Genomic DNA, 25,616 nt, shown 5'->3' on the forward strand with positions numbered 1-25,616 from the left:
GTTCCCTACCACTGTACCCGCCGGGCTGCTCGAAATGGTGTGAAGAGTGATAGGGGCAACGCGCGCATCGGCTATAGCGGCGGCCCGCGGGCTGGCTACGCTCGGTGCCATGACTGAAGGAACGCAGCCCGAGACCGCCGTCGGAAATGACGCGGGGCCGGCCGCCAGGGCCGCCGTGTTGGAGCTGCTGGGGGTGCTCGCATACGGCGAGATCACTGCCTTCGAGCGGCTGGCCGAGGATGCCAAGATGGCGCCGTCGGTCGACGACAAGGCCGCGCTCGCCAAGATGGCGGTCGCGGAGTTCCACCACTTCGAGCGGCTGCGCGAGCACATCGCCGGGCTGGGCGCCGACCCGGCCGAGGTGATGGCCCCCTTCGTGAAGCCGCTGGACTCGTTCCACCGCCACACCGCGCCGTCGGACTGGCTCGAAGGCCTGGTCAAGGCGTACGTCGGCGACGGCATCGCGGCGGACTTCTACCGCGAGGTGGCCGTGCACCTCGACGCGGACAGCCGGGCGCTGGTCGAGGACGTGCTGCGGGACACCGGGCACGCCGACTTCGTCGTCGAGACGGTCCGCGCCGCGATCGAGCGCGACCCGCGGGTGGCCGGCCGCCTCGCACTGTGGGGCCGCCGGCTGATGGGCGAGGCGCTCAGCCAGGCGCAGCGCGTCGCCGCCGAACGCGACGCCCTCTCCGCACTCCTGGTCGGCGGCCTGGCGGTGCCCGGCTTCGACCTGGCCGCGATCGGCCGCATGTTCACCCGCATCACCGAGGCCCATACGGAGCGCATGGCCGCCCTGGGCCTGGCGTCCTGACGCCCGGCGGCAGAGAAGCGGCAGAGAAGGGGACGTCCGGCCCGGCCGGAGGTCCCGGAAGACGCCCGAGGGGCGCGACCGCAGTTTGCGGGCGCGCCCCTCGGGCGTTGCAGTCTCCGCGGGACGCCGCGGACTGCGGAGAACTCAGACGGCGCCGAAGCCGACGCGGCGGACGCTCGGCTCGCCGATCTCGATGTAGGCGAGCTTGTCGGCGGGGACGATGACCCGGCGGCCCTTTTCGTCCGTCAGCGAGAGCACGCCCGCGGTGCCGGCCAGCGCCTCGGCCACCGCGCGCTCGACGTCCTCGGCACTGTCCGTGCTCTCCAGCACGATCTCTCGTCCGGCGTGCTGCACGCCGATCTTGACCTCCACGGCTGTCCCTCCGATTTCGACGAATGGGAGCGGCCATCGAACTGCGCGCGCCCTTACAGAACTGAAGGCTAATCGAGCCGGAAGGGTGCGAAGCCACACCGCGGGTACGCCGAGCGCGAACGGGGAGCGGGAACAACCGCGGACCGCGGGGGCCGCCGGGCAGGGGCCGGTGCGGGACGCGCGAAGGCCGCCCGCAGCGACGGTGTGATCGTCGTCCTGCGGGCGGCCTGGTGCGGCAGGCGTCAGCCGGCCGGGGTCTCGTCGCGGCGCGGGAAGCGCGAGATGCCGCGCCAGCCGAGCGTCGAGATGAGCTTCGAGGCGGTGTCGCGCGGGATGGCCACGCCCTTGGAGATCCAGTAGCGGGCCGTCACCTGCGCCATCCCGGTCAGGCCGATGGCCAGCAGCATCGCCTCGTCCTGGCCCAGGCCGGTGTCCTCGGCGATCACCTTGCTCACCGCGTCCGCGCACGTCTCCGCGACGCGCTCGACGCGGTCGCGGACCGCCGCCTCGTTGGTGAGGTCGGATTCGAAGACCAGGCGGAACGCGCCGCCGTGGTCGTCGACGAAGGCGAAGTACGCGTCGACCGTGGCGGCCACCCGCAGCTTGTTGTCGTGCGTCGACTCGAGCGCGGTGCGCACCGCGGCCACCAGGGCCTCGCAGTGCTGGTCGAGCAGCGCGAGGTACAGCTCGAGCTTGCCCGGGAAGTGCTGGTACAGGACCGGCTTGCTCACCCCGGCGCGCTCGGCGATGTCGTCCATCGCGGCAGCGTGGTAGCCCTGCGCCACGAACACTTCCTGGGCGGCACCGAGCAACTGGTTCCTACGCGCCAGCCGGGGCAGCCGGGTACCGCGCGGGCGGGAATCCGCATCCTGGATGGCTGTCACGGCGCTCCTCAGACGTTTACGAACCAGATCCTGCATCCCCCTTGACCATCCAGGGGACGGGCAGGTTGTTCCACCACGTCATCCTACTTTCGGGTAACCCGTCGTCGTAAGTTTCGTGGCGCAACGAACAGAGTTCTGGAAACAGTGTGCGCCTTGCAAGGCCCCGACCGGGACAAACCTGACGTTCTGTCAGAAATTCTGGGTCGATCGGCCATCCGGTCGCCTCCGCGTCACCCCCAGGTCAGCGGTATTCCTCCTCGTCCGGAGCCGCCACTCGGCGCTGGTCGGTGCCGTCCGCAGGGTCCACTCCATCGGGTACCGGTGCCCAGACCTGCTCGTCGTCGTCGACCACCGGGGCGCGCTGCTCGGCGACATCCGCCTCGGGCGCCTCCAGGCCGAGGTCGAGGCCCTCCGAGGCCGGGACGTCGGCCGGATCGTCGTGCGTGAGCCCGGCATCCGCCGCCGCATCCGGGTCGGCCGCGGCGAAACCGGGGATCTCGTCGGCTCGGGGGCCGGGTGCGTTCGCCATGTCCATGTCCCGCTCCTTCGCTCCTGCCGGTCTTCCCCATGATCCTGCCGGGGTGCGGAAATCTCGCGCGGTGGGCCGTGACGGCCCTCCACCGGAGTACTACCCGCGAAGTGGACGTTGCGCTCGACCGTCCATCGATATCGAACCGTTGCCTTCGTACGCGGGGGAAGTGCGGCCAAAAATGCGCATTCAAGGGCCAAATCACCCCCGGGTCCGAAGCCGATCACGCCCGCAACCCTTCCGCGCCGGTGACCGTCTCGTAATATTGGCGACCGTGACGACGACTCAGGCGGTATCCGACGCTCCTGCGGCGGCCTGGCCTGCGCGTATGGTCGCGGTGGCAGGCGAGGACACCACGGTGTCCGTGCGCCGGCATCCGGCGTACGACGCCGACCTGCCGCCCGCGGTGCTCGTGCACGGCCTCGGCGGCTCCTCGCTCAACTGGGCCCCGATGGTCGGCGAGCTCTCCGGGGTGCTGGCCGCCGAGATGGTCGACCTGCCGGGCTTCGGCTTCTCGCCGCCGCCGCACGACGGCGACTACTCGGTCTCGGCGCACTGCCGCGCGGTCGAGGGCCTGATCATCGGCATGGGCCGCGGCCCCGTCCACCTGATGGGCAACTCCATGGGCGGCGCGGTCGCCACCCGGCTGGCCGCCCGGCGCCCCGACCTGGTCCGCACGCTGACCCTCGTCTCGCCCGCGCTGCCCGACCTGAAGCCGCAGGCCACCGCACTGCCGACGGCGCTGATGGCGGTCCCCGGCTTCGCCGCCGCGCTGGGCCGCTTCACCCGCAACATGACGCCCGAGCAGCGCACGCGCGTCTCGGTCGGGCTGTGCTTCGGGCACCCCGAGATGCTGAGCACGCAGGAATTCGCCGACTTCGCCGCGGAATACAGGCGGCGCCTGGGGCTGCCGTACATGGTCGACGCCTTCACGCGGTCCGCGCGCGGCGTGGTCACGTCCTACCTCGAACGCGGCCCCCGCTCGCTGTGGCGGCAGGCCGCCGCGGTCCAGGCGCCCACGCTGCTCGTGTACGGGCGCCGCGACAAGCTCGTCGACTCGCGCATCGCGCGGCGTGCGCAGGGCACCTTCCCCGACTCCCGGCTCGTCATGGTCCCCGACTCCGGGCACGTGGCGATGCTGGAGCACCCGCGCGTGGTCGCGCGGGCGGTCCGCGACCTGCTGGCCGAGACCGGCAAACCCGCGAGCCCGGCGGAGGCCGGGTGAGCGGCGCCATGAGCAGGCACCCGGAGACGTCGCCGTACGACGCCTATGCGGCCGCGCCCTATGCGGCCGGCTCCTACGAGGCGTCGTACGCGGATCCGCAGTCCGCTTATGGGGCAGCTGCTTACGAGGCCGGGTACGCGGCCCAGCAGCACATAGCCGAGCAGGTCCCGGCGGCCTACCCGCAGCAGGCCTACCCCTACCCGGAGCCCCCGGACGCGTACGGGTACGACGCCTTGGGCGGCGCCGAGCACGGGTATGCGCAGGAGTACTACGCGCCGCAGCAGCACCCGGTGCAGCCGATGCAGGCGCAGTATCCGCAGGAAGCGCAGCCGCAGTACTCGGAGCACCTCGGGTACGCGCAGTACGGGCATCAGCAGCCCGGCGAGCAGGCCTACTACGCGGCGGAGCAGCAGCCGTACTACGTGGAGCAGCCGTACTACGAGGAGCCGACCGCGTTCCCGGCGGCGGCCGCGCAGCAGCAGATGCCGTACTGGGACGACCCGGCCTACTGGGAGGCCCCGGCCGACCCGGCGTATGCGCTCGACCCGCTGAACCCGGCGTACGGCATCCCGCAGCAGCAACAGCCGCAGCACTACGAGCAGCCGTACCAGCCGCAGCACGAGCAGCAGTTCCAGGAGTACCAGCAGCAGTACTTGGAGCCGTCGGCGTTCCCGCAGCAGGACGCGCAGTACGCCGGCCACCAGCACGAGTACGCGCACGGGTACGCCTACGACCCGGCCCCGGAGACGTACGTGGCGCCCGCGCCCATGTACGTGCCGGTGCCCGAGCCCGAGCCCGAATTCGACCCCGAGCCGGCCGCCTGGGAATCGACCGCGCTCATAGACCCGGTCGAAGACCTGCCGATGGACCTCGGCGTCATCGCGGACGACGTGGACGCGGTCGACCTCGCCGACGACTCGCCCCGCTACGACCCGGTCGGCGCGAGCCCCGCGGCGCCGTCCCGCACGGCCCACCCGCGCCCGATCCAGCCCGGCGGCCGCGCCGCCGCACGCCGGAGCCCGGCGCGCACCCCCGCCCGCAAGAGCCGCCGCCCGCTCATCGCGGCCGGCGGCGCCGTGGTCACCGGTGCCGTGCTGGCCGGTGTCGTCGTGATGCAGATGCCCGACGGCGGCTCGCAGGCGCAGGCCAGCGGCGACAGCACGCACACCGACGACCCGCGGGCCACCGACCAGGCGGCGTCCCGGGATTCCGAGCGGCCGCAGGTGCAGGCCGGACCGGGCGCGCAGGCGTCGCCCAACACCCCGGTGCCCGGCGGCACCGGAGCCCCCGGGCCGAGCACCCTGCCGATGCCGACGCCCGGTGCGCCGCTGACCACCACAGAGCGCATGAAGGTGCGCTTCGAGCTGGACCCGATGCTGGCGCTGTCCGGCAAGTTCGACACCGTCCCGGGCAAGCAGACGCCGGCGTCGACGTCCGGCCGCAAGACCTCGACGTACCGCATCGAGATCGAGCAGGGCCTGAACCTGGACGGCAAGTTGTTCGCGGAGGCCGTGCAGCAGACGCTGAACGACCCGCGCTCGTGGGCGCACGACAACCGGGCCTTCGTGCGCACCGACGGCAAGGCCGACTTCGTGATCCGGCTGGCCAGCCCCGGGACCACGCACAAGGTGTGCTCGGCGGCCGGCCTGGACACCTCGATACAGAACGTGTCGTGCGATGCGGGCGGCACGCCCTGGGTGATGATCAACGCGTGGCGCTGGGCGCAGGGCTCGCCGACGTTCGGCGACGACATGGTGTCCTACCGGCAGATGCTCATCAACCACGAGGTCGGGCACCGGCTGGGCCGGCTGCACGAGACCAAGGAGTGCATGCCGAGCGGGCTGGCGCCGGTCATGATGCAGCAGACCAAGACGCTGGAAGCCGACAACGGGGCGAGCTGCAAGCCGAACGCCTGGCCGTACCCGTCCTGACCCGGCCGTCCGACCGGGCCGTCCCGCCCCGCGCGTCAGCCGCGCCACCGCCGCCCCGCCCGTACCACCGGTACCGGGCCGCCGGCCGCTGCCGCTGAGACGGGTGTCTCAAGCTGCGGACCCCCTGTCCGGGAATCCAAAACGCCATGGCACTGTTGGTCAGGAGAAATGTCGCAGAAGTAGGTCTGACCATCGGAGTTCCCGTGTCGCTACCACCCCTGGTCGAGCCGGCTGCCGAGCTCACCGTCGACGAGGTCCGCCGCTATTCGCGCCACCTGATCATCCCGGACTTCGGGATGAGCGGGCAGAAGCGCCTGAAGAACGCGAAGGTCCTGTGTGTGGGCGCGGGCGGCCTCGGCTCCCCGGCGCTCCTGTACCTGGCCGCGGCCGGCGTGGGCACGCTGGGCATCATCGAGTTCGACACGGTCGACGAGTCGAACCTGCAGCGCCAGATCATCCACGGCCAGTCCGACATCGGTAAGTCGAAGGCGCAGTCCGCCAAGGAGAGCGTCAACGAGGCCAACCCGTACGTGAACGTCGTCCTGCACGAGGAGCGCCTCGAAGCGGACAACGTCATGGAGCTGTTCGCGCAGTACGACCTGATCGTCGACGGCACCGACAACTTCGCGACCCGCTACCTGGTCAACGACGCCTGCGTGCTGCTCAACAAGCCGTACATCTGGGGCTCGATCTACCGCTTCGACGGCCAGGCCTCGGTCTTCTGGGCCGAGCACGGCCCCTGCTACCGCTGCCTCTACCCGGAGCCCCCGCCGCCCGGCATGGTCCCGTCCTGCGCCGAGGGCGGCGTGCTCGGCGTGCTGTGCGCGTCGATCGGGTCGATCCAGGTCAACGAGGCCATCAAGATGCTGGCCGGCATGGGCGAGCCCCTGCTCGGCCGCCTGATGATCTACGACGCGCTGGAGATGACCTACCGCCAGGTCAAGGTCCGCAAGGACCCGGAGTGCGCGGTCTGCGGCAAGAACCCGACCGTCACCGAGCTCATCGACTACGAGGCCTTCTGCGGCGTCGTCTCCGAGGAGGCCCAGGAGGCCGCGCTCGGTTCGACCATCACGCCGCGGCAGCTCAAGGAGTGGATGGACGCGGGCGAGAACATCCACGTGATCGACGTCCGCGAGCCGAACGAGTACGAGATCGTCTCGATCCCGGGCGCGGTCCTCGTCCCGAAGAACGAGTTCCTGATGGGCAACGCCCTCGAGGGCCTGCCGCAGGACAAGCGCATCGTCCTGCACTGCAAGACCGGCGTGCGCTCGGCCGAGGTCCTCGCGGTCCTCAAGGCCGCGGGCTTCGCCGACGCGGTCCACGTGGGCGGCGGCGTCATCGGCTGGGTCAACCAGATCGAGCCGGAGAAGCCCGTCTACTGACGGTCTGTCATATCTCGTACCCCGCAGGCCTCTTCCGGTTTCCCGGAGGGGGCCTGCGGGCGTTTGCGGAGATGTTCGGTACCGACGGTGAAGCGGTCGGAAACTCGCTGGTTTGGGTGAGAGTCGGTCAGTAGCGTTCAGCTGCCATCCACACGAACCAGAGGGGGATTCTTGCGCGTTCAGCCGATCCGCGGCGTGCGCAGACGCACGCTTGGTGTCGCGACGGCCGCACTTGCGCTCGTCGCCGGCCTCGCCGGCACGGGCGTGGCGTCCGCCGACGAGACGCAACTTCCGGTGCCCACCGACCCTGCCACCAATCCGGCGACGGCCTGCACGGCCGCACCGCCGCTGGCCCTGCTCGGCATCAACAACGGTCTGACGCTGAGTGCCAACCTGGCTCCCGCGACCGAAGGCGGCACCGTCTCCGCCCGGTTCCGGGTCACACCGTTCGGCAAGACGGAACCGGTGCTCGCCGAGTACGCGTCCGGCGCGACCCCCGGCGGACCGGTCAATGTGCAGGTCCCGAGCGGCCTCCTGGCCGACGCCACCCGCTACCAGTGGTCGGTGCGTGCGGAACAGGGCACGGCGGCTTCGGAGTGGTCGGCGCCCTGCGGGTTCCGCACCGACTTCACGCCGCCCGGGACCCCGGGCGTCTCGTCCGAGGTCTATCCGGCGGAAGGCGGCGGGGCGACCGCCCGCACGCCCGGCGAGTTCGTCTTCACGCCGAACGGCGCCACGGACGTGGTGGCGTACCGGTATTCGCTGAACGAGCCCATTCCCGTCGGCAGCGCTGCCCAGGTCAAGGCGACCGGCACCGAGCGGATCGGCAAGGTCACGCTCACCCCCACCCAGTGGGGTACCAACATCTTGTACGTCCAGGCCGTGGACCGGGCCGGGAACGTCTCGCAGGCGACGGGCTACGCCTTCTACGTCGCGAGCCAGACCGGTCCGGACGCCGCCCGCGACTACAACGGCGACGGCCGCCTCGACCTGCTGACGACCGAGGCCGACGGCTCCCTCACCTGGCGCGCGGGACAGGGCGGCGGCGCGTTCGCCGCGCCTCAGCCGCTGATCGTGGGCGGGAGTCCCATGCCGCCTGGCTTCTACAAGGAGGCCGTGCCGGGCCTGCTCGGGACAGGCGGCTGGAACCAGGACGTCTTCTTCACGGAAGCAGGCGGTGGCATGCTTTCCCGCGGCTTCGGGAACGGCAGCTTCGACAACGGCGTCAGCGTCGACGCCTACGAGGTGTGGGACGTCGAAGAGCCGGGCCTTCCCTCGCACACGATCGTCGTCGGCCCCGGCAACGAGGATCAGCAGCCCCAGGTGCTGCTGCACTACGGCGATCACCTCTGGTCCTTGGGCGTCCTGCGCTACAGCAGGTACACCCCGACTCCGGTTCTGATCGGCACCTCCGGCTGGGCGAACCGGACCGTGGCCGCCGCGGGTGACGTCACCGGGGACGGCGTGGCCGACCTGTGGATCCGGGACAACACCACCGGGGCGCTGAGCCTTGCGCCCGGCGAAGCCGGGAACTCGGCCGCCTACGTGGACAGTTCGCGCTGGATCCAGGTCGCGGCCAAGGGCTGGACGCCCACCGCGCGGCCGCTGCTGGTCTCGGCCGGTGACGGCAACGGCGACGGCCGCCCCGACCTCTGGGCCACCAACGCGAACGGCGCCCTGCTGATGTACACGACGTCCGCGGACGGAACGCTGTCCGCGCCTACGCGCGTGGGCGGTGGTTGGACCGGGGTCACCGCTGTGGCCTGATCCGAGCCAGGCATGACCGAAGGGCTGCAGGCCCTTCACGTGGGACATGGGCAGGCCCCTCCGGGAATCCGGAGGGGCCTGCGGCATCTGGTCCGGCCTCAGGAATGGCCGGAAACAGGTCATCGAAAAATCTTGCTTGGAGCACAGCTCGCGACCGTGCAGAGTTCTCCGGAACACCCTGGTCGGCGTGCTGGGGATCCGTGGAACGGGGAGATCGACTGCACATGAAGACACGGTATTTGGGGCACATCGCGGTGGTGGCGTCCGCCGCACTGGCCTACGGAATGGCCGGAACCGGTATGGCTGCGGCCGACGAACTGCCGCTGCCGGCACCGACCGAGCCGGCCACGTCTCCCGCGCTGCCCTGCACAGCCGAGAGCCCGCTGCCCTGGCTCGGGCTCACCGACCAGATCCGCCTCGGCGTCAAGGCCCGTGAGGCCGAAGGCGGTTCGATCGGGGTCCGGTTCCGGATCACGCCCTTCGGTGCGGACGCACCGGTACTCGCCGACCGGCTCCAGGAGACGACGAGTGCGCAGGCCTCCGTCTGGGTGCCGACCAGCCTGCTGGCGGACGGGAAGCGCTACCAGTGGTCGGCCCGCGTCGAGCAGGACGGCGCGGTCTCGGACTGGTCGGCCCCGTGCGGCTTCCGTACCGACTTCGTCCGGCCGGCCACCGCCCCCATGGTGTCGTCGGTGCAATTCCCGGCGCAGGGCGACGAGAACGGGACGGTCCGGACCTCCGGCGAGTTCGCGTTCGGTACGTCCGACGCCGATGTCGCCTCCTACGTCTACTGGTTCGGCGGCGGCCCGCAGGGCACGGTGAAGGCGCGCGGAGAAGAGCGCACGGCGAAGATCACGTACACGCCGACGGACACCGGCCCCAACACGCTCAGCGTGTATGCCGTCGACCGGGCCGGAAACCGCTCGGACACCACCCAGTACCTGTTCTTCGTGGCCCCGCCCGCGGAACGCGACAAGGCGGGCGACTACAACGGCGACGGCCTCGTCGACCTGGTGACCGTCGAGGCCGACGGCCAGGTGTCCCTGCGTGCCGGACGGGCCGGCGGCGGGTTCGCGGCGCCCAAGCCGATGGGCGCGGTGGTCGCCGCCCCCGACCCGGCGTACCGCACGCTCACCGCGCGCGGGCTCGGCGTCAGCGAGACGTACGCGCAAGACCTCGTGGTGATCCGCGACTCCGGCGTCACCTTCGGCGGCAACGGCCTGGGCGGCGTGCGGCCGAACCCCACCAACGTGTACACGCCGTGGGACTTCCCCGGGGAGTGGAGCGATGTCGACGCGCTGATCACGATCGGCGACCCGGCCGAGCCCGAGGGCGAAGAGCCCAGGCACCACCCGCAGATGGTCGCCGTCGTGGACGACAAGCTGTGGCTCTTCGGGGAGTTGGGCGGCGGGTTCTTCTGGGGCGACCAGTTCGTCATCGGGGAGTCCGGCTGGGCGAACCGCACGGTGGCCGCCGCGGGCGACGTGACCGGCGACGGCGTCCCGGACCTGTGGGTCCGCGACAACACCACCGGGTCGCTGCACCTGGCACCCGGCGAGGCGGGTAATCCGGCGGCGTACGGCGACCCCGCGAAGTGGGTCCAGGCGGCCGCGAGCGGCTGGCTGCCCGCGGCGCGGCCGCTGCTGGTGTCGGCCGGCGACGGGAACGGCGACGGGCGCCCCGACCTGTGGGCGACCAATGCGAACGGCGCGCTGCTGATGTACACGGCGTCCGCGGACGGGACGCTGTCCGCGCCGACGCGCGTGGGCGGCGGCTGGACCGGGGTCCTCTCGGTCTCCTGACCCGGGCGTGCGGCGGGCCGGTGCTCCACGGGGGTGGGCACCGGCCCGTCGCGCTGCGCGGGAAAGACCGGCTCAGATGGCCTGCTTGCGCTGCAGGTAGGTGAACGCCAGCCAGCCCGGCAGGACCGGGAGCCAGAAGGTCAGGAAGCGGAACAGCAGGACGGCCGCGGTGGCGGTGTCGATCGGCAGTTTCGCGGTGGTCGTCAGGCCCGCGATCAGGGCCGCCTCGATCGCGCCGATGCCGCCGGGGACCGGGGCCGCGGAGCCGATCGCGTTGCCGGCCAGGAACACCACCGCGATCGCGGCGAAGCTCGCCGAGCCGCCGAAGGCGCGCACGCTGGCGTCCAGGCACAGGATGAACGACACCGTGAGCATGACCGTGCCGCCCAGGCCCGCGGCCAGCTTGGTGGGCGTCTGGAGGACGTCCAGCAGGCGCGGCACGATGCCGGAGAAGAGCGCGCCGAGGCGCTTGACGATGAAGCGCCGCAGCGGGCCGATGGCCATGACCAGCAGGCACACCAGGGCGAGGACGAGCAGGCCCGCGATGACCGCTCCCGAGGGCGCGAACGACGGGGTCTGCTCGGTGCCGGCGATGTAGCCGAAGAAGATCAGCAGGCCGATGTGGAAGACCAGGCCGCCCAGCTGCGAGACGCCGATACTGGCCGCCGCGAGCGCCGGGGGCACCCCGGACTTCTGCAGGTAGCGGGCGTTGAGGGCGACACCGCTGACCGCGGCCGGCATGACCAGCTTCACGAAGGATCCGGCCAACTGGACGATGGTCGTCCGCCACACCGAGAGGCGTTCCGGGACGAACCCGAGCAGCATCAGCGCGGCCGCGACGTAGCTGAGCGAGGAGGCCACGAAGCCGATCGCCGCCCAGCCCCAGTTGGCGCGTTCGAAGATGTCGCCGAGGTTGGCGTGGGTCAGCTGGGACAGCAGGAAGTACCCGGCGAACGCGGACGCCACGACCGTGACGAGGGTGCGCGGCCGGATGCGCTCCAGGCGGATCGGCTCGGCCTCGGCACGCGGCCGGAGCTCCAGGATCTGCTCGCGGATCCGGGACAGCAGGTTGGCGTCCTTGCGCAGCGCGGCGCGCGTCGAGCGGTTGAGCGCGACCTTCTGCAGCAGCGGCAGGCAGGCCGCGACCGCGTCGGCGCCCAGGCCGCGGGTCGCGGTGCGGACCGCCCGCTCCTCGCCGACCCGCAGGGCCAGCGCGGTCAGCATCTGCGCGGTGTCGATGCGCAGCGACAGGTCCCCGGACGCGATCTCGCCGGCCCGCAGGTCGGTCAGCCATGGCCGGTTCTCGTCGTCGACCACGAAGCTGTTGGTGCCGAGCCGGCGGTGGGTGAGCCGGTGCGCCTGCATCAGCGCGATCTGCCGCCAGATCTCGACGAGGAGGGCATCGGTGAACTCCTCGTCGTCCAGGCTCTCCAGGCTCCGCCCGGGGATGTGCGCATACGCGAGCAGCGCGGCGTCCGAGCCGACCTCGGTGGTGGCGACCAGCCGCGGGGTGCGGACGCCCGCGTCGGCGGCCGCGTAGGCCATCAGGGACTCCTGCTCCAGCGCCCGGCGCAGCGGCAGGAACGTGCGGCGCGCGGTGGTCACGCGCAGCCGGACGCGGCGGTAGAAGCGGTAGACCGCGCCCGCGGTCTGCTGGTCGCGGTCCAGCACGGTGACGTCGAGGAGCTGGTCGTCGGTCAGCCGGACGGCGTAGCGGCGGGTCTCCTCGGGGCCGTCGTCGGTGCGCACCGCGGAGGCGGCGACCAGGCCGAAGCGGCGCAGTGCGGCGACCACGGCGTCGGCGGGCGGGCGCCGGTTCGGCACCCCGACCGCGTACATCGTGGCGTACGCCATGGTCCGGCCGAGGAGCACGCTGGTGAGCAGCGCGAGCGGCGTCGTGTAGCCGCCGACCAGCACCGTGGCGGCGTTGAGGGCGAGCAGCGTCCAGACCAGGGCCTGCCATTTGGGGCGGCGGACCAGGCCGACGGCAGTGATGTAGCCGACGATCGGCGCGAGGTAGCCGTGCACCGGGTCGGTGAGGCCGCCGCCGGGCAGCGGCCGGGTGAGCGCCGCCTCCAGGGCGTCCGGAGCGGGCCCGGTGACCCACCAGTCCAGGCCGAGCGCGGCGAGGTACGTCAGGGCCGCGGCGATGACGCCGTCGGCGACCCGCAGGCCGTCGCGGCGCAGCAGGCGCTCGACGCCGTAGGCGACCGGGACGACGAGCACCGCGACCGCGAAGACGCCGCCGGACAGGTTGAGCAGCAGGCGGGGCAGGCTGTTCTGCGCGCCCCGCACGATGTCGGACTCCAGGCCCGAGGTGGTCTCGCGGGCGATGCTGCCCAGGAAGAACACGACGGCCAGGCAGAGGATGCCGAACACCACGCGCAGCAGGTCGCTGGTGCGGTGCACGCGCGCCGGCTGCGAGGGCTCGACGACGAGGGCGCGCCCGGTCACGGGGGCACCCGCGTGAGATGTGTCCTCATGGTCTCGAATCACCAGTCACCGCCGCCTTGATGGTGGCATGGAGTGCCGGGATTCCGCGGGTCGGGACAGTGCGGCATGGCACGATGCGGGACGTGACTCTGCCCACGCCGATCGCCGAACGCGTCCTCGACCTCGTCGCCCGCATTCCCGCCGGACGGGTGATGGCGTACGGGGACATCGCCGCCTGGTTCGCCGACGAAGCCGCCGACGGCCCCGAAGCCGGGCCGGATACCGAGCCCGATGCGGTGAAGCTCGGCCCGCGCCAGGTCGGCCGGGTGATGTCGCACTTCGGCGGCGGCGTCCCGTGGTGGCGGGTGCTGCGCTCGGACGGCACGCACGCGCCGGGGCTGGCCGAGGAGGGCCTGCGGCGGCTGCGCGCCGAGGGCACCCCGCTGCGGGCCGGCGGCACGCGCGTGGACATGGCGAAGGCGCGCTGGGACGGCGTGGAACGCGGCGGCCGGGGCCCGGCGTGACCGTGTGTGCGCCGTGGCGCGGGGGTCCCGTGTGATCTGATGGGGCAAGGCCGCGCCCTGCCGACCGGGGCGCGGCCCCCTGCGCACCCCGAATGCCCTGCATGACCTGGAAGATGCCCGGATGGATGCCCGGAAGGTTGCCCGTGCCACGCGGCCGGCCGCTGTGTCGTCCGTCCGCCGTACCGCCTCGATGACCCTCTCCACTTCTCCCCGCTTCTCGGCTTCCCCGTAATCCCCGTCCCCGTCTTTCCCGAACCCCTCGGCTTCCCCGTAAGGCCCCGAGCCATGACGACCGCGACCTCCGCGTACCGCTTGCGGCGTACCGACGTCAGCCCGCAGGCAGTGCTGACGCTGGACGAGCGCCAGCGTGCCGTGGTCGCCCATCCGGGCGGCCCGCTGCTGGTGCTGGCCGGCCCCGGTACGGGAAAGACAACCACTCTTGTGGAGGCGGTCGCCGACCGGGTCGCCCGGGGGATGCTTCCCGAGGAGATCCTGGTTCTCACGTTCAGCCGCAAGGCGGCCGGGGAGCTGCGCGACCGTATCGCGACCCGGCTGCGCGGTGGCGCAGGCGCGCAGGACGGTCCCGCGCGAGGGGGTGCGCTGCCGACCGCGACCACGTTCCACTCGTTCTGCTACGCCCTGGTCCGGCAGCACCAGCCGCCCGAGCTGTTCACGTACCCGCTGCGCCTGCTGTCCGGTCCCGAGCAGGACGTGTTCGTCCGCGAGCTGCTGGCCGGCGAGGCCGAGGACGGCACCGTGCGCTGGCCCGACGAGCTGCGTGCCGCCCTGGGCACGCGCGGGTTCGCCGACGAGGTGCGGGCGGTGACCGCGCGCAGCCGCGAGCTGGGCCTGGACCCGGAGGCGCTGGCCCGGTTCGCCGCCGCGACCGGCCGCCGGGACTGGGCCGCGGCCGCGGAGTTCCTCGGCGAGTACCTGGACGTGCTGGACGCGCAGGGCGTGGTCGACTACGCCGAGCTGGTGCACCGCGCGGTCATACTCGCCGAGCGCCCCGAGGTGTCCGAGGAACTGCGCCGCCGCTACAAGGTGGTGTTCGTCGACGAGTACCAGGACACCGACGCGGCCCAGGTGCGGCTGCTGCGTGCGCTTGCCGGGGACGGGCGCGACCTGGTCGCGGTGGGCGACCCGGACCAGTCGATCTACGCGTTCCGCGGCGCCGACGTGAACGGCATCCTCGACTTCCGCCACCGGTTCCCGGACCGCACCGGGCAGGCCGCGCCGACCATCGTGCTGCGCACCTCGCGGCGCGCCGGGGCCGGACTGCTGCGCGCCTCCCGGGAGATCACCAAGCGCATGCCGCTGTCCCGGCTGCCCGCGGCCGACGCCCTTGCGCACCGCGACCTGACCGCGGACCGGGTGGGGGACGACGACCCGAGCCGCGTGCAGGTCTTCACGTACCCGACGCCGGGCGCCGAGCTGGACAACATCGCCGACATCCTGCGCCGCGCGCACCTGGAGGACGGCGTGCCGTGGGGCGAGATGGCGGTGCTGGTGCGGTCCGGCGCCCGCTCGATCCCGGCGATCCGGCGCGCGCTGTCGGTCGCGGGCGTGCCGCTGGAGATCGCCGGCGACGAACTCCCGCTGGCCGCCGAGCAGGCCGTCAACCCGCTGCTGACCGCGCTGCGGGTGGCCGCGGACCCGGACGCGCTGGACGAGGAGACCGCGCGGCTGCTGCTGCTCTCGCCGATGTGCGGCATGGACTCGGCGGACCTGCGGGTGCTGGGCCGCGCGCTGCGGGCCGAGGAGCGCGCGGCGGCGGTCGCGGACGCGCAGCTCGCCGAGGCCGACGCAGAGGCCGACGCAGAGGCCGACACGGAGGCAGCGGCCGATGCGGAGGCCGGCGCCGACGGCGGGCCGCAGGACGGCGAACCCGAGCAGCTGACCATGTTCGGTTTGCCGGCGGCACCGCTCGAAGCCGCGGATGCCGCCGAAACTGCCGGAGCCCAGGCCGCGGCCCCCGCGGACCCGGGCGCCCCCGCGGAACCTGCCCCGCCCGCCTTCCCCGTCGTCGCCCGCCCCTCCGCCGTTCTCATACGCGACGCCCTCGCGCACCCCGAGCAGCTCGTCGCGGTCGACGCGCAGATCGCCGCGGGTGCGTACCGGCTCGGGATCCTGCTCGCCAAAGCCCGCGCGATCCTGGACGCGGGCGGCACCACCGAGGCCGCACTGTGGGAGCTGTGGCACGGGACCCCCTGGCCGGCCCGCCTGGAGCGCGCGGTGCTGCGCGGCGGCCCGTCCGGCCGCAACGCGGACCGCGATCTGGACGCGGTGGTCGCGCTGTTCGAGGTCGCCGCCCGGGCCGAGGAGCGGGCCGGGCACCGCGGTGCGCTGAACTTCCTGGAGGAGTTGACCGCGCAGCAGATCCCCGGCGACCGGCTGGACGACAAAGCGGTGCGCGGCGAGTCCGTGCGGCTGCTGACCGCGCACCGCTCCAAGGGCCTGCAGTGGCGGCTCGTGGTGGTGGCCGGGGTGCAGGAGGGCCTGTGGCCGGACCTGCGGCGCCGCGGCTCGCTCCTGGAAGCGGACCGCATCGGCGCCGACGGCCTGGCCGAACCGCTCTCGCCCGGTGCGCTGCTGGCCGAGGAGCGCCGGCTGTTCTACGTCGCGGCCACCCGCGCCCGCGAGCGGCTCGTGGTGACCGCGGTGAAGTCCGCGTACGAGGACGGCGACCAGCCCTCGCGGTTCCTCGCCGAACTGGGCGACGAGAAGACCGGGGTGGAGCGGGCCGATGTGACCTCGCGGCCGCGGCGCCCGCTGTCGACGTCGGCGCTGGTCGCCGAGCTGCGGTCGGCGGCGGTCGACCCGAAGGCGCCGCGCAGTGTGCAGCTGGCCGCCGCGCGGCGGCTCGCGAAGCTGGCCGCGCTGCGCGACGAGGACGGCTACCCGATGGTCCCCGCGGCGCATCCCGAGCGCTGGTGGGGGCTGGTGGAGCCGACCGACCCGGGCATCCCGGTACGCGATCCGCGGGCGCCGGTCCGGCTGTCCGGCAGCGCGGTGGAGAAGGTCGACACCTGCTCGCTGAGCTGGTTCCTGGGCCGCGAAGTGCGGGCCGAATCGGCGCGCAGCGCAGCGCTGGGATTCGGCAATGTCGTGCACGCGCTGGCCGACGAGGTGGGCACGGGCGCGACTGCGGCCGAACTCCCGGTGCTGATGGACCGGTTGGACCGGGTATGGGATGCGCTGGCGTTCGATGCGCCATGGCAGTCCGAGCAGCAGAAGGAAGAGGCCCGGGGGGCGTTGGAGCGGTTCCTGGCCTGGCATACCCACGAGCGGCACCGCGTGGTGGCCGCGACCGAGCACGAGTTCGAGGTGAGCCTGACCGCGGGCGAGCACGACATCGTGATCCGCGGGTCGATGGACCGGGTCGAGCGCGGCGCCGACGGCCTGGCGTACGTCGTCGACTTCAAGACCGGCAAGCACAAGCCGACCGCGAAGGAGGTCGACCGGCATCCGCAGCTGGCGGTCTATCAGGCGGCGGTGTCGGGCGGCGCGTTGGACGAGGTCGAGGCGTTCGGCGGGGCCCGCCCGCCGGTCGGCGGTGCGGAGCTGGTGCAGCTGCGGCACCGGGCGGCGGCGAAGGACGCCGGACCGGACGCCGAGCGGCTGCCCGCGGTGCAGGAGCAGGGCCCGCCGGTGCCGGACGAGGACGGCGGTACGTGGGTGTCCGCGCTGCTGGCCGACGTGGCGGGCCGGATCCTGGGCGAGCGCTTCCGGCCGAAGGGCGGTTCGCACTGCGACCGTTGCGAGTTCCGGCGCTGCTGCAGCGCGCGCAGCGAAGGCCGCACCGTCGTCGAGTGACCGCGCCGCGCCGCGCCGAGGACGCCGGACGGGGGCGGTTCGGCGGGACGAATCGGGGCATCGCCATACTGGCGATCAAGACCGGCCGCCCCCGGAACCGATGGAGCTTCTCGTGCACGTGCGCCGTATTGCCCTCTCCGTGTCCGCCGCGTTCCTCGCGGTCGCCGCTCTCGGCGCCTGCAGCGACGACAAGGGCGAGGACAAGACCGACAACACGAAGACCGACGCGAAGACGCTGGCCGACCAGTCCATCGCCGAGATGGACAAGCTCGAATTCGTGCAGGCGGACGGCACCGGCACCGCGGACGACGGGAAGCCGGCGTCGGCGTCCATGTGCGCGGTGATGAAGACCAAGGCGGTGTCCGGCTCGGTCACCATCGACGGGCACAAGCTCGACGTCATCGCCATCGACGGCGCGCAGTACATGCGCGGAGCCGGCGAGGCGTGGGCCTACCTGCTCGGCAAGCCGGACGATGCGCGCATCGTCGCGGCGGCGGGCAAGGTCGCCGGCGACAAGTACATCAAGTCCCCGGCGGAGGACAAGGACGACCAGATCGTCGACTTCTTCGACGGCAAGACCGACACGGTCACCAAGGGCGAAGTCACCGACTTCAAGGGCCAGAAGGTCGTGCCGCTGTCGCAGACCGGCACGGACGGCGAGAAGAAGACGTACTACGTCGCGGCCGAGGGCAAGCCGCTGATCGTCGGCAAGAAGGAAGAGGCGGCCGAGGGGCCGGAGCGCCAGGAGACGGTCTTCACGAAGGCCGGTTCGTGCGTGGTCAAGGCGCCCGGAACCGACCAGGTCATCGACGCGGACACGTTCGACACCGAGCTCAAGGCCGAGCTCACGAGCTGACGCCTGCCCGCCGGCCGATGAACGCAAGTACCGTTGATCATTTTTGACGGTGATTTGACCGCTGCCATACTGGCGCGCACTTGCGATCTTGTGCCGGGGGAGAGCCCGGTGCCGACACCCGGAGTTTTTGTGCGCGTTCGCCGTCTTGCCACTGCCGCCTTTGCCGCCGTCTTCGCCGTCGCCGGCGTCGCCGCCTGCTCCGAGGACGAAGGGGCCGACAACACCAAGACCGAGGCGAAGGCGCTGGCCGACCAGGCGGTCGCCGCGATGAAGAAGGTCCAGTACATCAAGGGTGAGGCCAAGGGGAAGGACGAGGAGGGCAAGGACGTCGCGCTGTCCATGTGCGCCGACATGACCGGCAAGACCTTCTCGGCCAAGGGCACCATGGCCGGCCACGCCGTCGAGATGATCGAGATCGGCGACGACAAGTACATGAAGGGCGACGGCAAGTTCTGGGCATCGGTGACCGGCGGCGGCGAGGACCCGGAGGCCGCGGCCACGTTCGACAAGGTGCTGGGCGGCAAGTACGTCCTGACCAAGGCCGACCCGGGCGACGAGGACGGCGTCACCTTCTTCGAGGGCGGCACCGACGGCGTCACCAAGGGCGAGGTCACCACTTTCCAGGGCAAGAAGGCCGTCCCGCTCGTCAAGACCAAGAGCGGCGACAAGACGACGTACTACGTCGCGGCCAAGGGCGACCCGGTCGTGCTCGGCCAGCTGGAGGAGAACAAGGACGGCTCGCGCAACGAGGTCACGTACAGCAAGAGCTCCAAGTGCGAGGCCCAGGCGCCTGCCAAGGACCAGGTCATGACCGACGACGACGTCGAGGCCGCGCTCGAGGCGGAGAAGGCCGCCTGACCGAGGTCGGCGGCCGGTCGGGTCGCGGGTAGTCGCAAGTAGTAGCAATTAGCAGGGAAGCAAGCAATATCCGGGAAGCGCGCCGGATATTGACCGGATCTTTCCGTGTCATTGGCTGCTGCCATACTTGCGCGCACGTTCGACCTGAGCCCGGTTGCCGGGTGCCGACCCACGGAGACCTCCTGTGCGTGTGCGTCCCTTTGCCATAGCCGCGTCCGCGACGGCCCTTGTGGTCGCCGGCCTTGCCGGGTGTTCCGAGGGCAAGGTGGCCGACAACACCAAGCTCGACGCCAAGGTGCTCGCCGACAAGGCCGTCGCCGAGATGAACAAGATGCGGTACGTCGACGCGGCGGCGAAGGGCAAGACCGCCGAAGGCGTGGAGACGACGAGCGCTCTGTGTGCGGACCTGTCGGCCAAGTCGCTCGCGGGCAAGGGAACGTTCGCCGGGGAAGCCGTCGAGATGGTCCAGGTCGACGACCGGACCTACTCGAAGGGCAACGGCAAGATGTGGGCCGCCGCGGCCGGCTCCGCCGACGACGTGGCCGCGACCGCGGCGTTCGAGAAGGCCCTCGCCGGCAAGTTCGTCCAGGGCAAGGCGGATCCCGACGCCATGGTCGAGTTCTTCTACGGCGACACCAACGGTGTCACCAAGGGCGACGTCATGACGTTCGCGGGACAGCAGGCAGTGCCCCTCACCAAGACCAGCAGCAGCGGCGGCAAGACGACGTACTACATCGCCGCCAAGGGCGCGCCGGTCATCCTCGGCGACGTCGAGGACGACAAGGACGGCGCGCGCGACGAGACCACGTACACCAAGGCCGCCGCCAAGTGCGAGGTGAAGGAGCCGGCCAAGGACCAGGTCATCCCCGAGGACGAGGTCGAGGCGGCGCTCGAGGCCGTGGCCGACAACACGCTGGCCGACCCCAAGGACCTGGCCGACCGGTCGCGTGAGCACGCCCTCAAGCAGAAGTCCGTGGCGCTTTCCGGCACGGGCACGGACGAGGACGGCACCTTCACCATGGAGGGCTGCATCTCGTACAAGGCGGACGGCACGATCACCGGCCTCAAGGCCAGCATGGCGGACACTAAGGGCCGCAAGATGGAGATGATCGAGGTCGACGGCAAGTCGTACATGAAGATCCCGACCTCGGCCTTCATCGACGCCATGGGCTCCGCTGCCACCCCCAAGGCCAAGGAGGTGGTCGAGAAGGCGCTCGGCGACAAGCACCTCGTGGCCGATGCCGAGGACGGCGAGGAGTTCGACAAGGCCGTCGGCAAGGTCACCAAGGGCACGGCCACCACGTACCAGGGCAAGCCGGCCGTCGAGTTGGTCTTCAAGGCTACGGATGGCCTGCAGCACCTCCGCTATGTGGCCGCGGAAGGAGCGCCGGTCATCCTCGGGGATATCGAGGACCCGGACGGCAAGGAGCGCGTGGAGTCGGTCTACAAGGCCTTCGGCGGCGGCTGCGACGTGGTCGCGCCTCCGGCGGCTCAGGTCATCGAGGAGTCGCAGATCGAGAAGGCCTTGGAGGACGCCGCCCGCGGTTGAGCCGAGATACACCGGGCGGCAGGGTGACCGCGCTTCTGAGCCGCCCACGGGCCGGTCCTACCGATCCCCGGGCCGGAGGCCGGCGGCAGTCCACCATCGGTGACTGTCCGTCAGATGCTTGACAGAGTCGGGATACTGGGCGCGCGATGCTCCCACGGCGCCCCGCCATCGCACGGTCCGCGGTGGCGGGGCGCCGTCCGTCCCGAGGAGTACCTGTGCGTCCGACCCGCCCTGTTCCGACCGCGCTGGCCGCCGGTGCCGCCCTGGTGTTCGCGTTCGCGAGCCTGACCGCCTGCTCCGGCGGCGCGGCCGAGAACCCCGAGGCGGTGTCCCGGACCGGTCCGGGCGCCCCCGGCGGTACGGCTCCCGCGCCCGGCTCCATCATCGACGGCACGAAGGGCGCGGTCCCCGACACGCGTCCGCCCGGCGCCCTCAGCGGCCGCGAACTTGCGGACCGCGCGGTGCAGTTGATGGCCGCCACCTCGTACAAGCTGACCGGCAGCTCCGGTGCCGGCGCCGATGCGGTCACGCTCACCATCGAGGTCAGCAAGCAGCGCGACGCGGTGCAGACCGTGGCCGGCGTCGAGGTGAAGCAGGAGCTCATCCGGGTCGGCGGGGTCGTCTACACCAACGTCGAGAGCGTCATCGGCGCGACGCCGGGCGCCCAGATACCCGCGTCACTGCGCGGCATGTACCTCAAGGCGGACGGCCAGCAGCTCGACCCCAAGCTCGTCGACCCGTTCGCCGGAACCTTCGCGGGTGCGGTGGACGTGGCCAAGGGCGCCGAGACGCAGGTCGACGGCAAGAACGTGTGGCCGCTGACGGTGAAGTCCGCGGACGGCTCGACCACCACGATGTTCGTGATGGCCTCGGGCGACCCGTTCCCGATCCGCATGACGGTCGCCGGCGGCGCGCCGCTCGACCTCAAGGTCAGCGACTTCGGCGCCGACGTGCGGGTCGTCGCGCCCCCCGCGGACCGCGTCCTGGACCAGGCGGCCCTGCAGCAGCGCCTCGCGGGGGCGTAGCGCCCGGCGGGTGCCCCGACGTGCGACAAAAACGGACGCTTGCGGACGCGCAGGGTAGCGCTCCCTGCGCGGCCCGTGGGACACAACGCACAGGATGCGGTTCTTGTCCTCAGGTGCGTCTAACGTTGCGCCGGTGCGACCGGCCCACCCCCACCCCATCCGCGACGCGGACGACCTCAAGGAGGTCCTCGGCGTCCCCTACACCGCCGAGCAGATCGCCGCCATCACCGCACCGCTCGAACCCGGCGTGATCGTCGCGGGGGCGGGCTCCGGCAAGACCACGGTGATGACCGCGCGGGTGGTGTGGCTGGTCGGCCGCGGCGACGTGCGCCCCGACGCGGTCCTGGGCCTGACCTTCACCAACAAGGCCGCGGGCGAGCTCGCCGAGCGCGTCCGCACCGCACTGCGCAAGCTGTGGCCCGACCCGGCCGGCCTCGCGCTCGGCGGCGACGAGGACGCCGGCGAGCCGACCATCTCCACGTACCACGCGTTCGCCGGGCGCCTGCTCGCCGAACACGGCCTGCGCATCGGCCTGGAGCCGTCCGCCCGGCTGCTCGCCGACGCCACGCGCTTCCAACTCGCCGCCCGCGCCGCGCGCCGCGCCCCCGGGCCGTTCCCGATGCTCACCAAGTCGCTGTCCGCGATCACCGCCGACGTCCTCGCGCTCGGCGGCGAGATGGCCGAGCACCTCGTCGGCATCGAGCGGCTGCGCGCCCACGACCGCGCCCTGATCGCCGAGGTCGAGGCGGCCGCCAAGCCGTCCGCGGGGGCCCGCGAGGCGGCCGAGGCCGCCCGTACCCGCCTCGACCTGCTGCGCCTGGTCGCCGACTACGCCGACGCGCGCCGGCAGCGCGACCTCCTCGACTTCGGCGACCAGATCGCGTACGCCGCCCGGCTCGCCGAGGAGCGCGCCGAGGTCGGCCGCATCCTGCGCGAGACGTACCGGGTCGTGCTGCTCGACGAGTACCAGGACACGTCCGTCGCGCAACGCCGCCTGCTGTCCGGCCTGTTCGGCGTCCCGGAAGGCACCGACCCGGGCCAGGCCGAAGGCCGCGGCCACCCGGTCACCGCGGTCGGCGACCCCTGCCAGGCCATCTACGGATGGCGCGGCGCCTCGGTCGCCAACCTCGACGAGTTCCCGCACCACTTCCCGCACCTCGACGGCACGCCCGCGCGCCGCTACGCGCTGGCCGAGAACCGGCGCAGCGGCGGCCGCCTGCTCGCCTTCGCCAACGAGCTCGCCGTACCGCTGCGTGCCATGCACGAAGGCGTCGAGGCGCTGCGGCCCGCGGACGGCGCCGAGCACGACGGCTGGGCCCGCTGCGCACTGCTGGCCACCCAGGACGGCGAGATCGCCTGGCTGGCCGACCAGGTCGCGCACGTCATCGGCACCCGCTTCGGACCGGAGGGCGACCTGCTCGGCCCCGGCGACGTCGCGGTGCTGGCGCGGACCGCCGCGGACTTCCCGGAGATCCACAAGGCCCTCGTGGAACGCGACGTGCCGGTCGAGGTCGTGGGCCTGTCCGGGCTGCTCAACCTGCCCGAGGTCGCCGACCTGGTGGCCGCCTGCGAGGTCCTCGACGACCCGACCGCCAACGCCGCCCTGGTCCGCCTGCTGGTCGGGCCGCGCTGGCGCATCGGGCAGCGCGACCTGGCGCTGCTCGGGCGGCGGGCCGGCGACCTCGTGCGCTTCGACCGCGGCCGCGCCGACGGACCCGACGCCCGGCTGGAGGAGGCCGTCGCCGGCGTCGACCCCACCGAGGTCGTGTCGCTGTCCGACGCGCTCGCCGACCCGGGGGAGGAGTACCCGTTCTCCCGGGCCGCCCGGGTCCGGTTCGCCCGGCTGGCCGCCGAGATAAGGGAGTTGCGGCGGCACCTCGGCGAGCCGCTGATGGACATACTTCACCGCGTCCTCTCGGCCACCGGGCTGGAAGTCGAGCTGTCCGCGTCGCCGAACGCGCTGGCCGCGCGCCGCCGCGAGACGCTGCACTCGTTCCTCGACGTCGCGGCCGGGTTCGCGGACCTGGACGGCGACCCGTCGCTGACCGCGTTCCTGGCCTTCCTGCGCACCGCGGCCGAACACGACAAGGGCCTCGACGGCAGCCTGCCCAGCGCGGGCGACTCGGTGAAGGTGCTCACCGCGCACAAGTCCAAGGGCCTGGAATGGGCCGTGGTCGCGGTCCCCGGCCTGGTCAAGGACGCCTTCCCGAGCACCAAGGCGCAGGCCAAGTGGACGAAGAGCGGGCACACCCTCCCGCATCCGCTGCGCGGCGACGCCGACGGGCTCCCCGAGCTGGCCGGCCTGGCCCCCAAGGACTTCAAGGCCTTCGAGGCCGGCATGAAGGACCACAAGGCCACCGAGGAACTGCGCCTGGGCTACGTGACCTTCACCCGCCCCAAGCAGCTCCTCATCGCCTCCGGGCACTGGTGGGGCCGCACCCAGACCAAGAAGCGCGGCCCGTCGGACTTCCTGCTCCGCCTCGAAGAGCACTGCGCGGCCGGGCACGGCGAGGTCGCCAGCTGGGCCGTCGAGCCCGAAGAGGACGCCAACCCGCACCTGGCCGGGCAGGTCGAGCAGCTGTGGCCGCTGCCGCTGGACGCCTTCGCCCTGGAGGAGCGCCGCCGCGCGGCCCGCGACGTCGCCGACGAACTGGCCCGGCTGGAAGGCGCCGCCCGGACCGCGGCGGAGCAGCACCCGGACGTCGGCGCCGCACCGGGCCCCGAGGCGGACGCACCCGGCGCCGACGCGGCGGTGTTCGCCGAGGAAGAGCCGCCGCCGTTCTTCGACGAGCCCCCGCCGGACGACGACGAACTGCCGCCGCCCCCGGACGACGACATGCCCCCGCCGGGCGGCTGGTACGACGACGCAGACGAGGATGAAGCCGCCGAGGACGTAGGCGCCGCGCCTGCCGCGAGCGGCGGCCACGCCGCTTCGTCGGCCGCCGAAGCCGCCGCCGACGCTGCGGGCGCGGTCCCGGCCGGGCACCCGCCGGTGGACGCCGGGCCCGATGTCCTGCCCGATGCCCTGCCCGCCGCCCGGTCCGGGAGCGGGCCCGGCGTCCTGCGCGAGATCCTGCCCGGCGTGCTGCCGGAGGACCCCGAGGACCTCGTCCTGTTCCCCGGCTTCGAGTCCGACGACGAGCACCTCGGCCCGGTGGACCGCGAGCTGATCGAGTCGTGGGACCGCGACCTCGACCGCCTGGTCGAGGAGCTGTCCCGCGGCCGGTCCGGGGTGCGCGAGGTGGAGCTGCCCGCATCGCTGTCCGCCTCGCAGCTGCTCAGGCTGGCCGCGGACCCGGACGGCCTGGCCCGCGAGCTGGCCCGGCCGATGCCGCGCCCACCCGCCCCCGCCGCGCGCCGCGGCACGCGGTTCCACGCGTGGATCGAGGCGCAGTTCGGCGAGCGTCCGCTGCTGGAGCCGGACGACCTGCCGGGCGCCGCGGACGAGGAGATCACCGACGAGGCCGACCTGGTCGAACTGCAGGAGGCGTTCCTGCGCAGCCCCTACGCGCAGCGCGCCCCGCACCGCATAGAGGAGCCGTTCCAGCTGGTCATCGGCGGCCGCGTGGTGCGCGGCCGGATCGACGCGGTCTACCGCGACCGCGACGGCCGCTACGAAGTGGTCGACTGGAAGACCAGCCGCACCCACACCGCCGACCCCTTGCAGCTCGCCGTCTACCGGCTGGCCTGGGCCGAGCTGGCGGGCGTCGACCCGGAAGAGGTCACCGCCTCATTCGTGTACGTGCGGTCCGGCGCGGTGGTCCGCCCGCAGCGGCTGCCGGACCGCGCGGGCATCGAACGCGTGATGGCCGGCGGGCCGGACGGACCTTGATCCGCTCGCTACACGGC

The 25,616-nt window shown here is 72.5% G+C and carries 17 protein-coding genes; 13 read left to right on the plus strand and 4 right to left on the minus strand.

Going from position 1 to position 25,616, the window contains the following annotated elements:
• The first annotated feature begins 109 nt into the window (after positions 1-109).
• On the plus strand, positions 110-814 hold the full coding sequence (locus LZ495_RS21955) for a ferritin-like fold-containing protein (protein WP_235054485.1): 705 nt from the start codon (positions 110-112) through the stop codon (positions 812-814).
• Positions 815-958: 144 nt separating this feature from the next.
• Here LZ495_RS21955 and LZ495_RS21960 read toward each other — a convergent pair whose 3' ends face one another.
• The 3 genes from LZ495_RS21960 to LZ495_RS21970 form a co-directional block, all read right to left on the minus strand.
• Positions 959-1,186, minus strand: coding sequence for a DUF3107 domain-containing protein (locus tag LZ495_RS21960; protein ID WP_235054487.1), 228 nt, complete (start codon positions 1,184-1,186; stop codon positions 959-961).
• 242 nt (positions 1,187-1,428) lie between these two features.
• Entirely contained in the window at positions 1,429-2,070 is a 642-nt protein-coding gene (locus LZ495_RS21965) for a TetR/AcrR family transcriptional regulator (protein WP_235054489.1), read from the minus strand.
• Between the two features lie 241 nt (positions 2,071-2,311).
• A complete protein-coding gene (locus tag LZ495_RS21970) occupies positions 2,312-2,605 on the minus strand; it encodes a hypothetical protein (RefSeq protein WP_235054490.1) in 294 nt (97 codons plus the stop codon).
• A gap of 268 nt (positions 2,606-2,873) precedes the next feature.
• Here LZ495_RS21970 and LZ495_RS21975 point away from each other — a divergent pair, with 268 nt between their 5' ends.
• The 5 genes from LZ495_RS21975 to LZ495_RS21995 all read left to right on the plus strand — a co-directional run bounded on the left by LZ495_RS21975 (position 2,874) and on the right by LZ495_RS21995 (position 10,706).
• Entirely contained in the window at positions 2,874-3,824 is a 951-nt protein-coding gene (locus LZ495_RS21975; protein WP_372498620.1) for an alpha/beta fold hydrolase, read from the plus strand.
• Between the two features lie 8 nt (positions 3,825-3,832).
• Complete coding sequence (locus tag LZ495_RS44955) at positions 3,833-5,755, plus strand: DUF3152 domain-containing protein (RefSeq protein ID WP_308268526.1); 1,923 nt, start codon at positions 3,833-3,835, stop codon at positions 5,753-5,755.
• A 203-nt stretch (positions 5,756-5,958) separates the two neighbouring features.
• Positions 5,959-7,137 (plus strand): adenylyltransferase/sulfurtransferase MoeZ, encoded by a 1,179-nt coding sequence (gene moeZ, locus LZ495_RS21985; RefSeq protein WP_235054491.1) that lies wholly within the window; start codon positions 5,959-5,961, stop codon positions 7,135-7,137.
• Positions 7,138-7,308: 171 nt separating this feature from the next.
• Positions 7,309-8,904: a hypothetical protein gene (locus tag LZ495_RS21990; protein ID WP_235054492.1), complete on the plus strand. Its 1,596-nt coding sequence runs from the start codon at positions 7,309-7,311 to the stop codon at positions 8,902-8,904.
• 224 nt (positions 8,905-9,128) lie between these two features.
• Complete coding sequence (locus LZ495_RS21995; protein WP_235054493.1) at positions 9,129-10,706, plus strand: hypothetical protein; 1,578 nt, start codon at positions 9,129-9,131, stop codon at positions 10,704-10,706.
• A gap of 72 nt (positions 10,707-10,778) precedes the next feature.
• Here the strand turns inward: LZ495_RS21995 and LZ495_RS22000 are convergent, their stop codons facing one another.
• Positions 10,779-13,160, minus strand: a complete 2,382-nt coding sequence (locus LZ495_RS22000) for a lysylphosphatidylglycerol synthase transmembrane domain-containing protein (RefSeq protein ID WP_235054494.1) — start codon at positions 13,158-13,160, stop codon at positions 10,779-10,781.
• A gap of 122 nt (positions 13,161-13,282) precedes the next feature.
• Between LZ495_RS22000 and LZ495_RS22005 the strand changes: the two genes are divergently transcribed.
• The 7 genes from LZ495_RS22005 to LZ495_RS22035 all read left to right on the plus strand — a co-directional run bounded on the left by LZ495_RS22005 (position 13,283) and on the right by LZ495_RS22035 (position 25,599).
• Positions 13,283-13,663, plus strand: coding sequence for an MGMT family protein (locus tag LZ495_RS22005; RefSeq protein WP_235054495.1), 381 nt, complete (start codon positions 13,283-13,285; stop codon positions 13,661-13,663).
• A 285-nt stretch (positions 13,664-13,948) separates the two neighbouring features.
• Positions 13,949-17,479: an ATP-dependent helicase gene (locus LZ495_RS22010; protein WP_235054496.1), complete on the plus strand. Its 3,531-nt coding sequence runs from the start codon at positions 13,949-13,951 to the stop codon at positions 17,477-17,479.
• A gap of 112 nt (positions 17,480-17,591) precedes the next feature.
• Positions 17,592-18,335, plus strand: a complete 744-nt coding sequence (locus LZ495_RS22015; RefSeq protein ID WP_235054498.1) for a hypothetical protein — start codon at positions 17,592-17,594, stop codon at positions 18,333-18,335.
• A 129-nt stretch (positions 18,336-18,464) separates the two neighbouring features.
• Positions 18,465-19,193, plus strand: a complete 729-nt coding sequence (locus tag LZ495_RS22020) for a hypothetical protein (protein WP_235054499.1) — start codon at positions 18,465-18,467, stop codon at positions 19,191-19,193.
• Positions 19,194-19,377: 184 nt separating this feature from the next.
• Entirely contained in the window at positions 19,378-20,742 is a 1,365-nt protein-coding gene (locus LZ495_RS22025) for a hypothetical protein (protein ID WP_235054501.1), read from the plus strand.
• 215 nt (positions 20,743-20,957) lie between these two features.
• Positions 20,958-21,767, plus strand: coding sequence for a hypothetical protein (locus LZ495_RS22030; RefSeq protein WP_235054503.1), 810 nt, complete (start codon positions 20,958-20,960; stop codon positions 21,765-21,767).
• Positions 21,768-21,900: 133 nt separating this feature from the next.
• Positions 21,901-25,599: an ATP-dependent helicase gene (locus tag LZ495_RS22035; RefSeq protein WP_235054504.1), complete on the plus strand. Its 3,699-nt coding sequence runs from the start codon at positions 21,901-21,903 to the stop codon at positions 25,597-25,599.
• The last annotated feature ends 17 nt before the right edge of the window (positions 25,600-25,616 follow it).

Source organism: Yinghuangia soli (genome assembly GCF_021502675.1).
Taxonomy (GTDB): domain Bacteria; phylum Actinomycetota; class Actinomycetes; order Streptomycetales; family Streptomycetaceae; genus Yinghuangia; species Yinghuangia soli.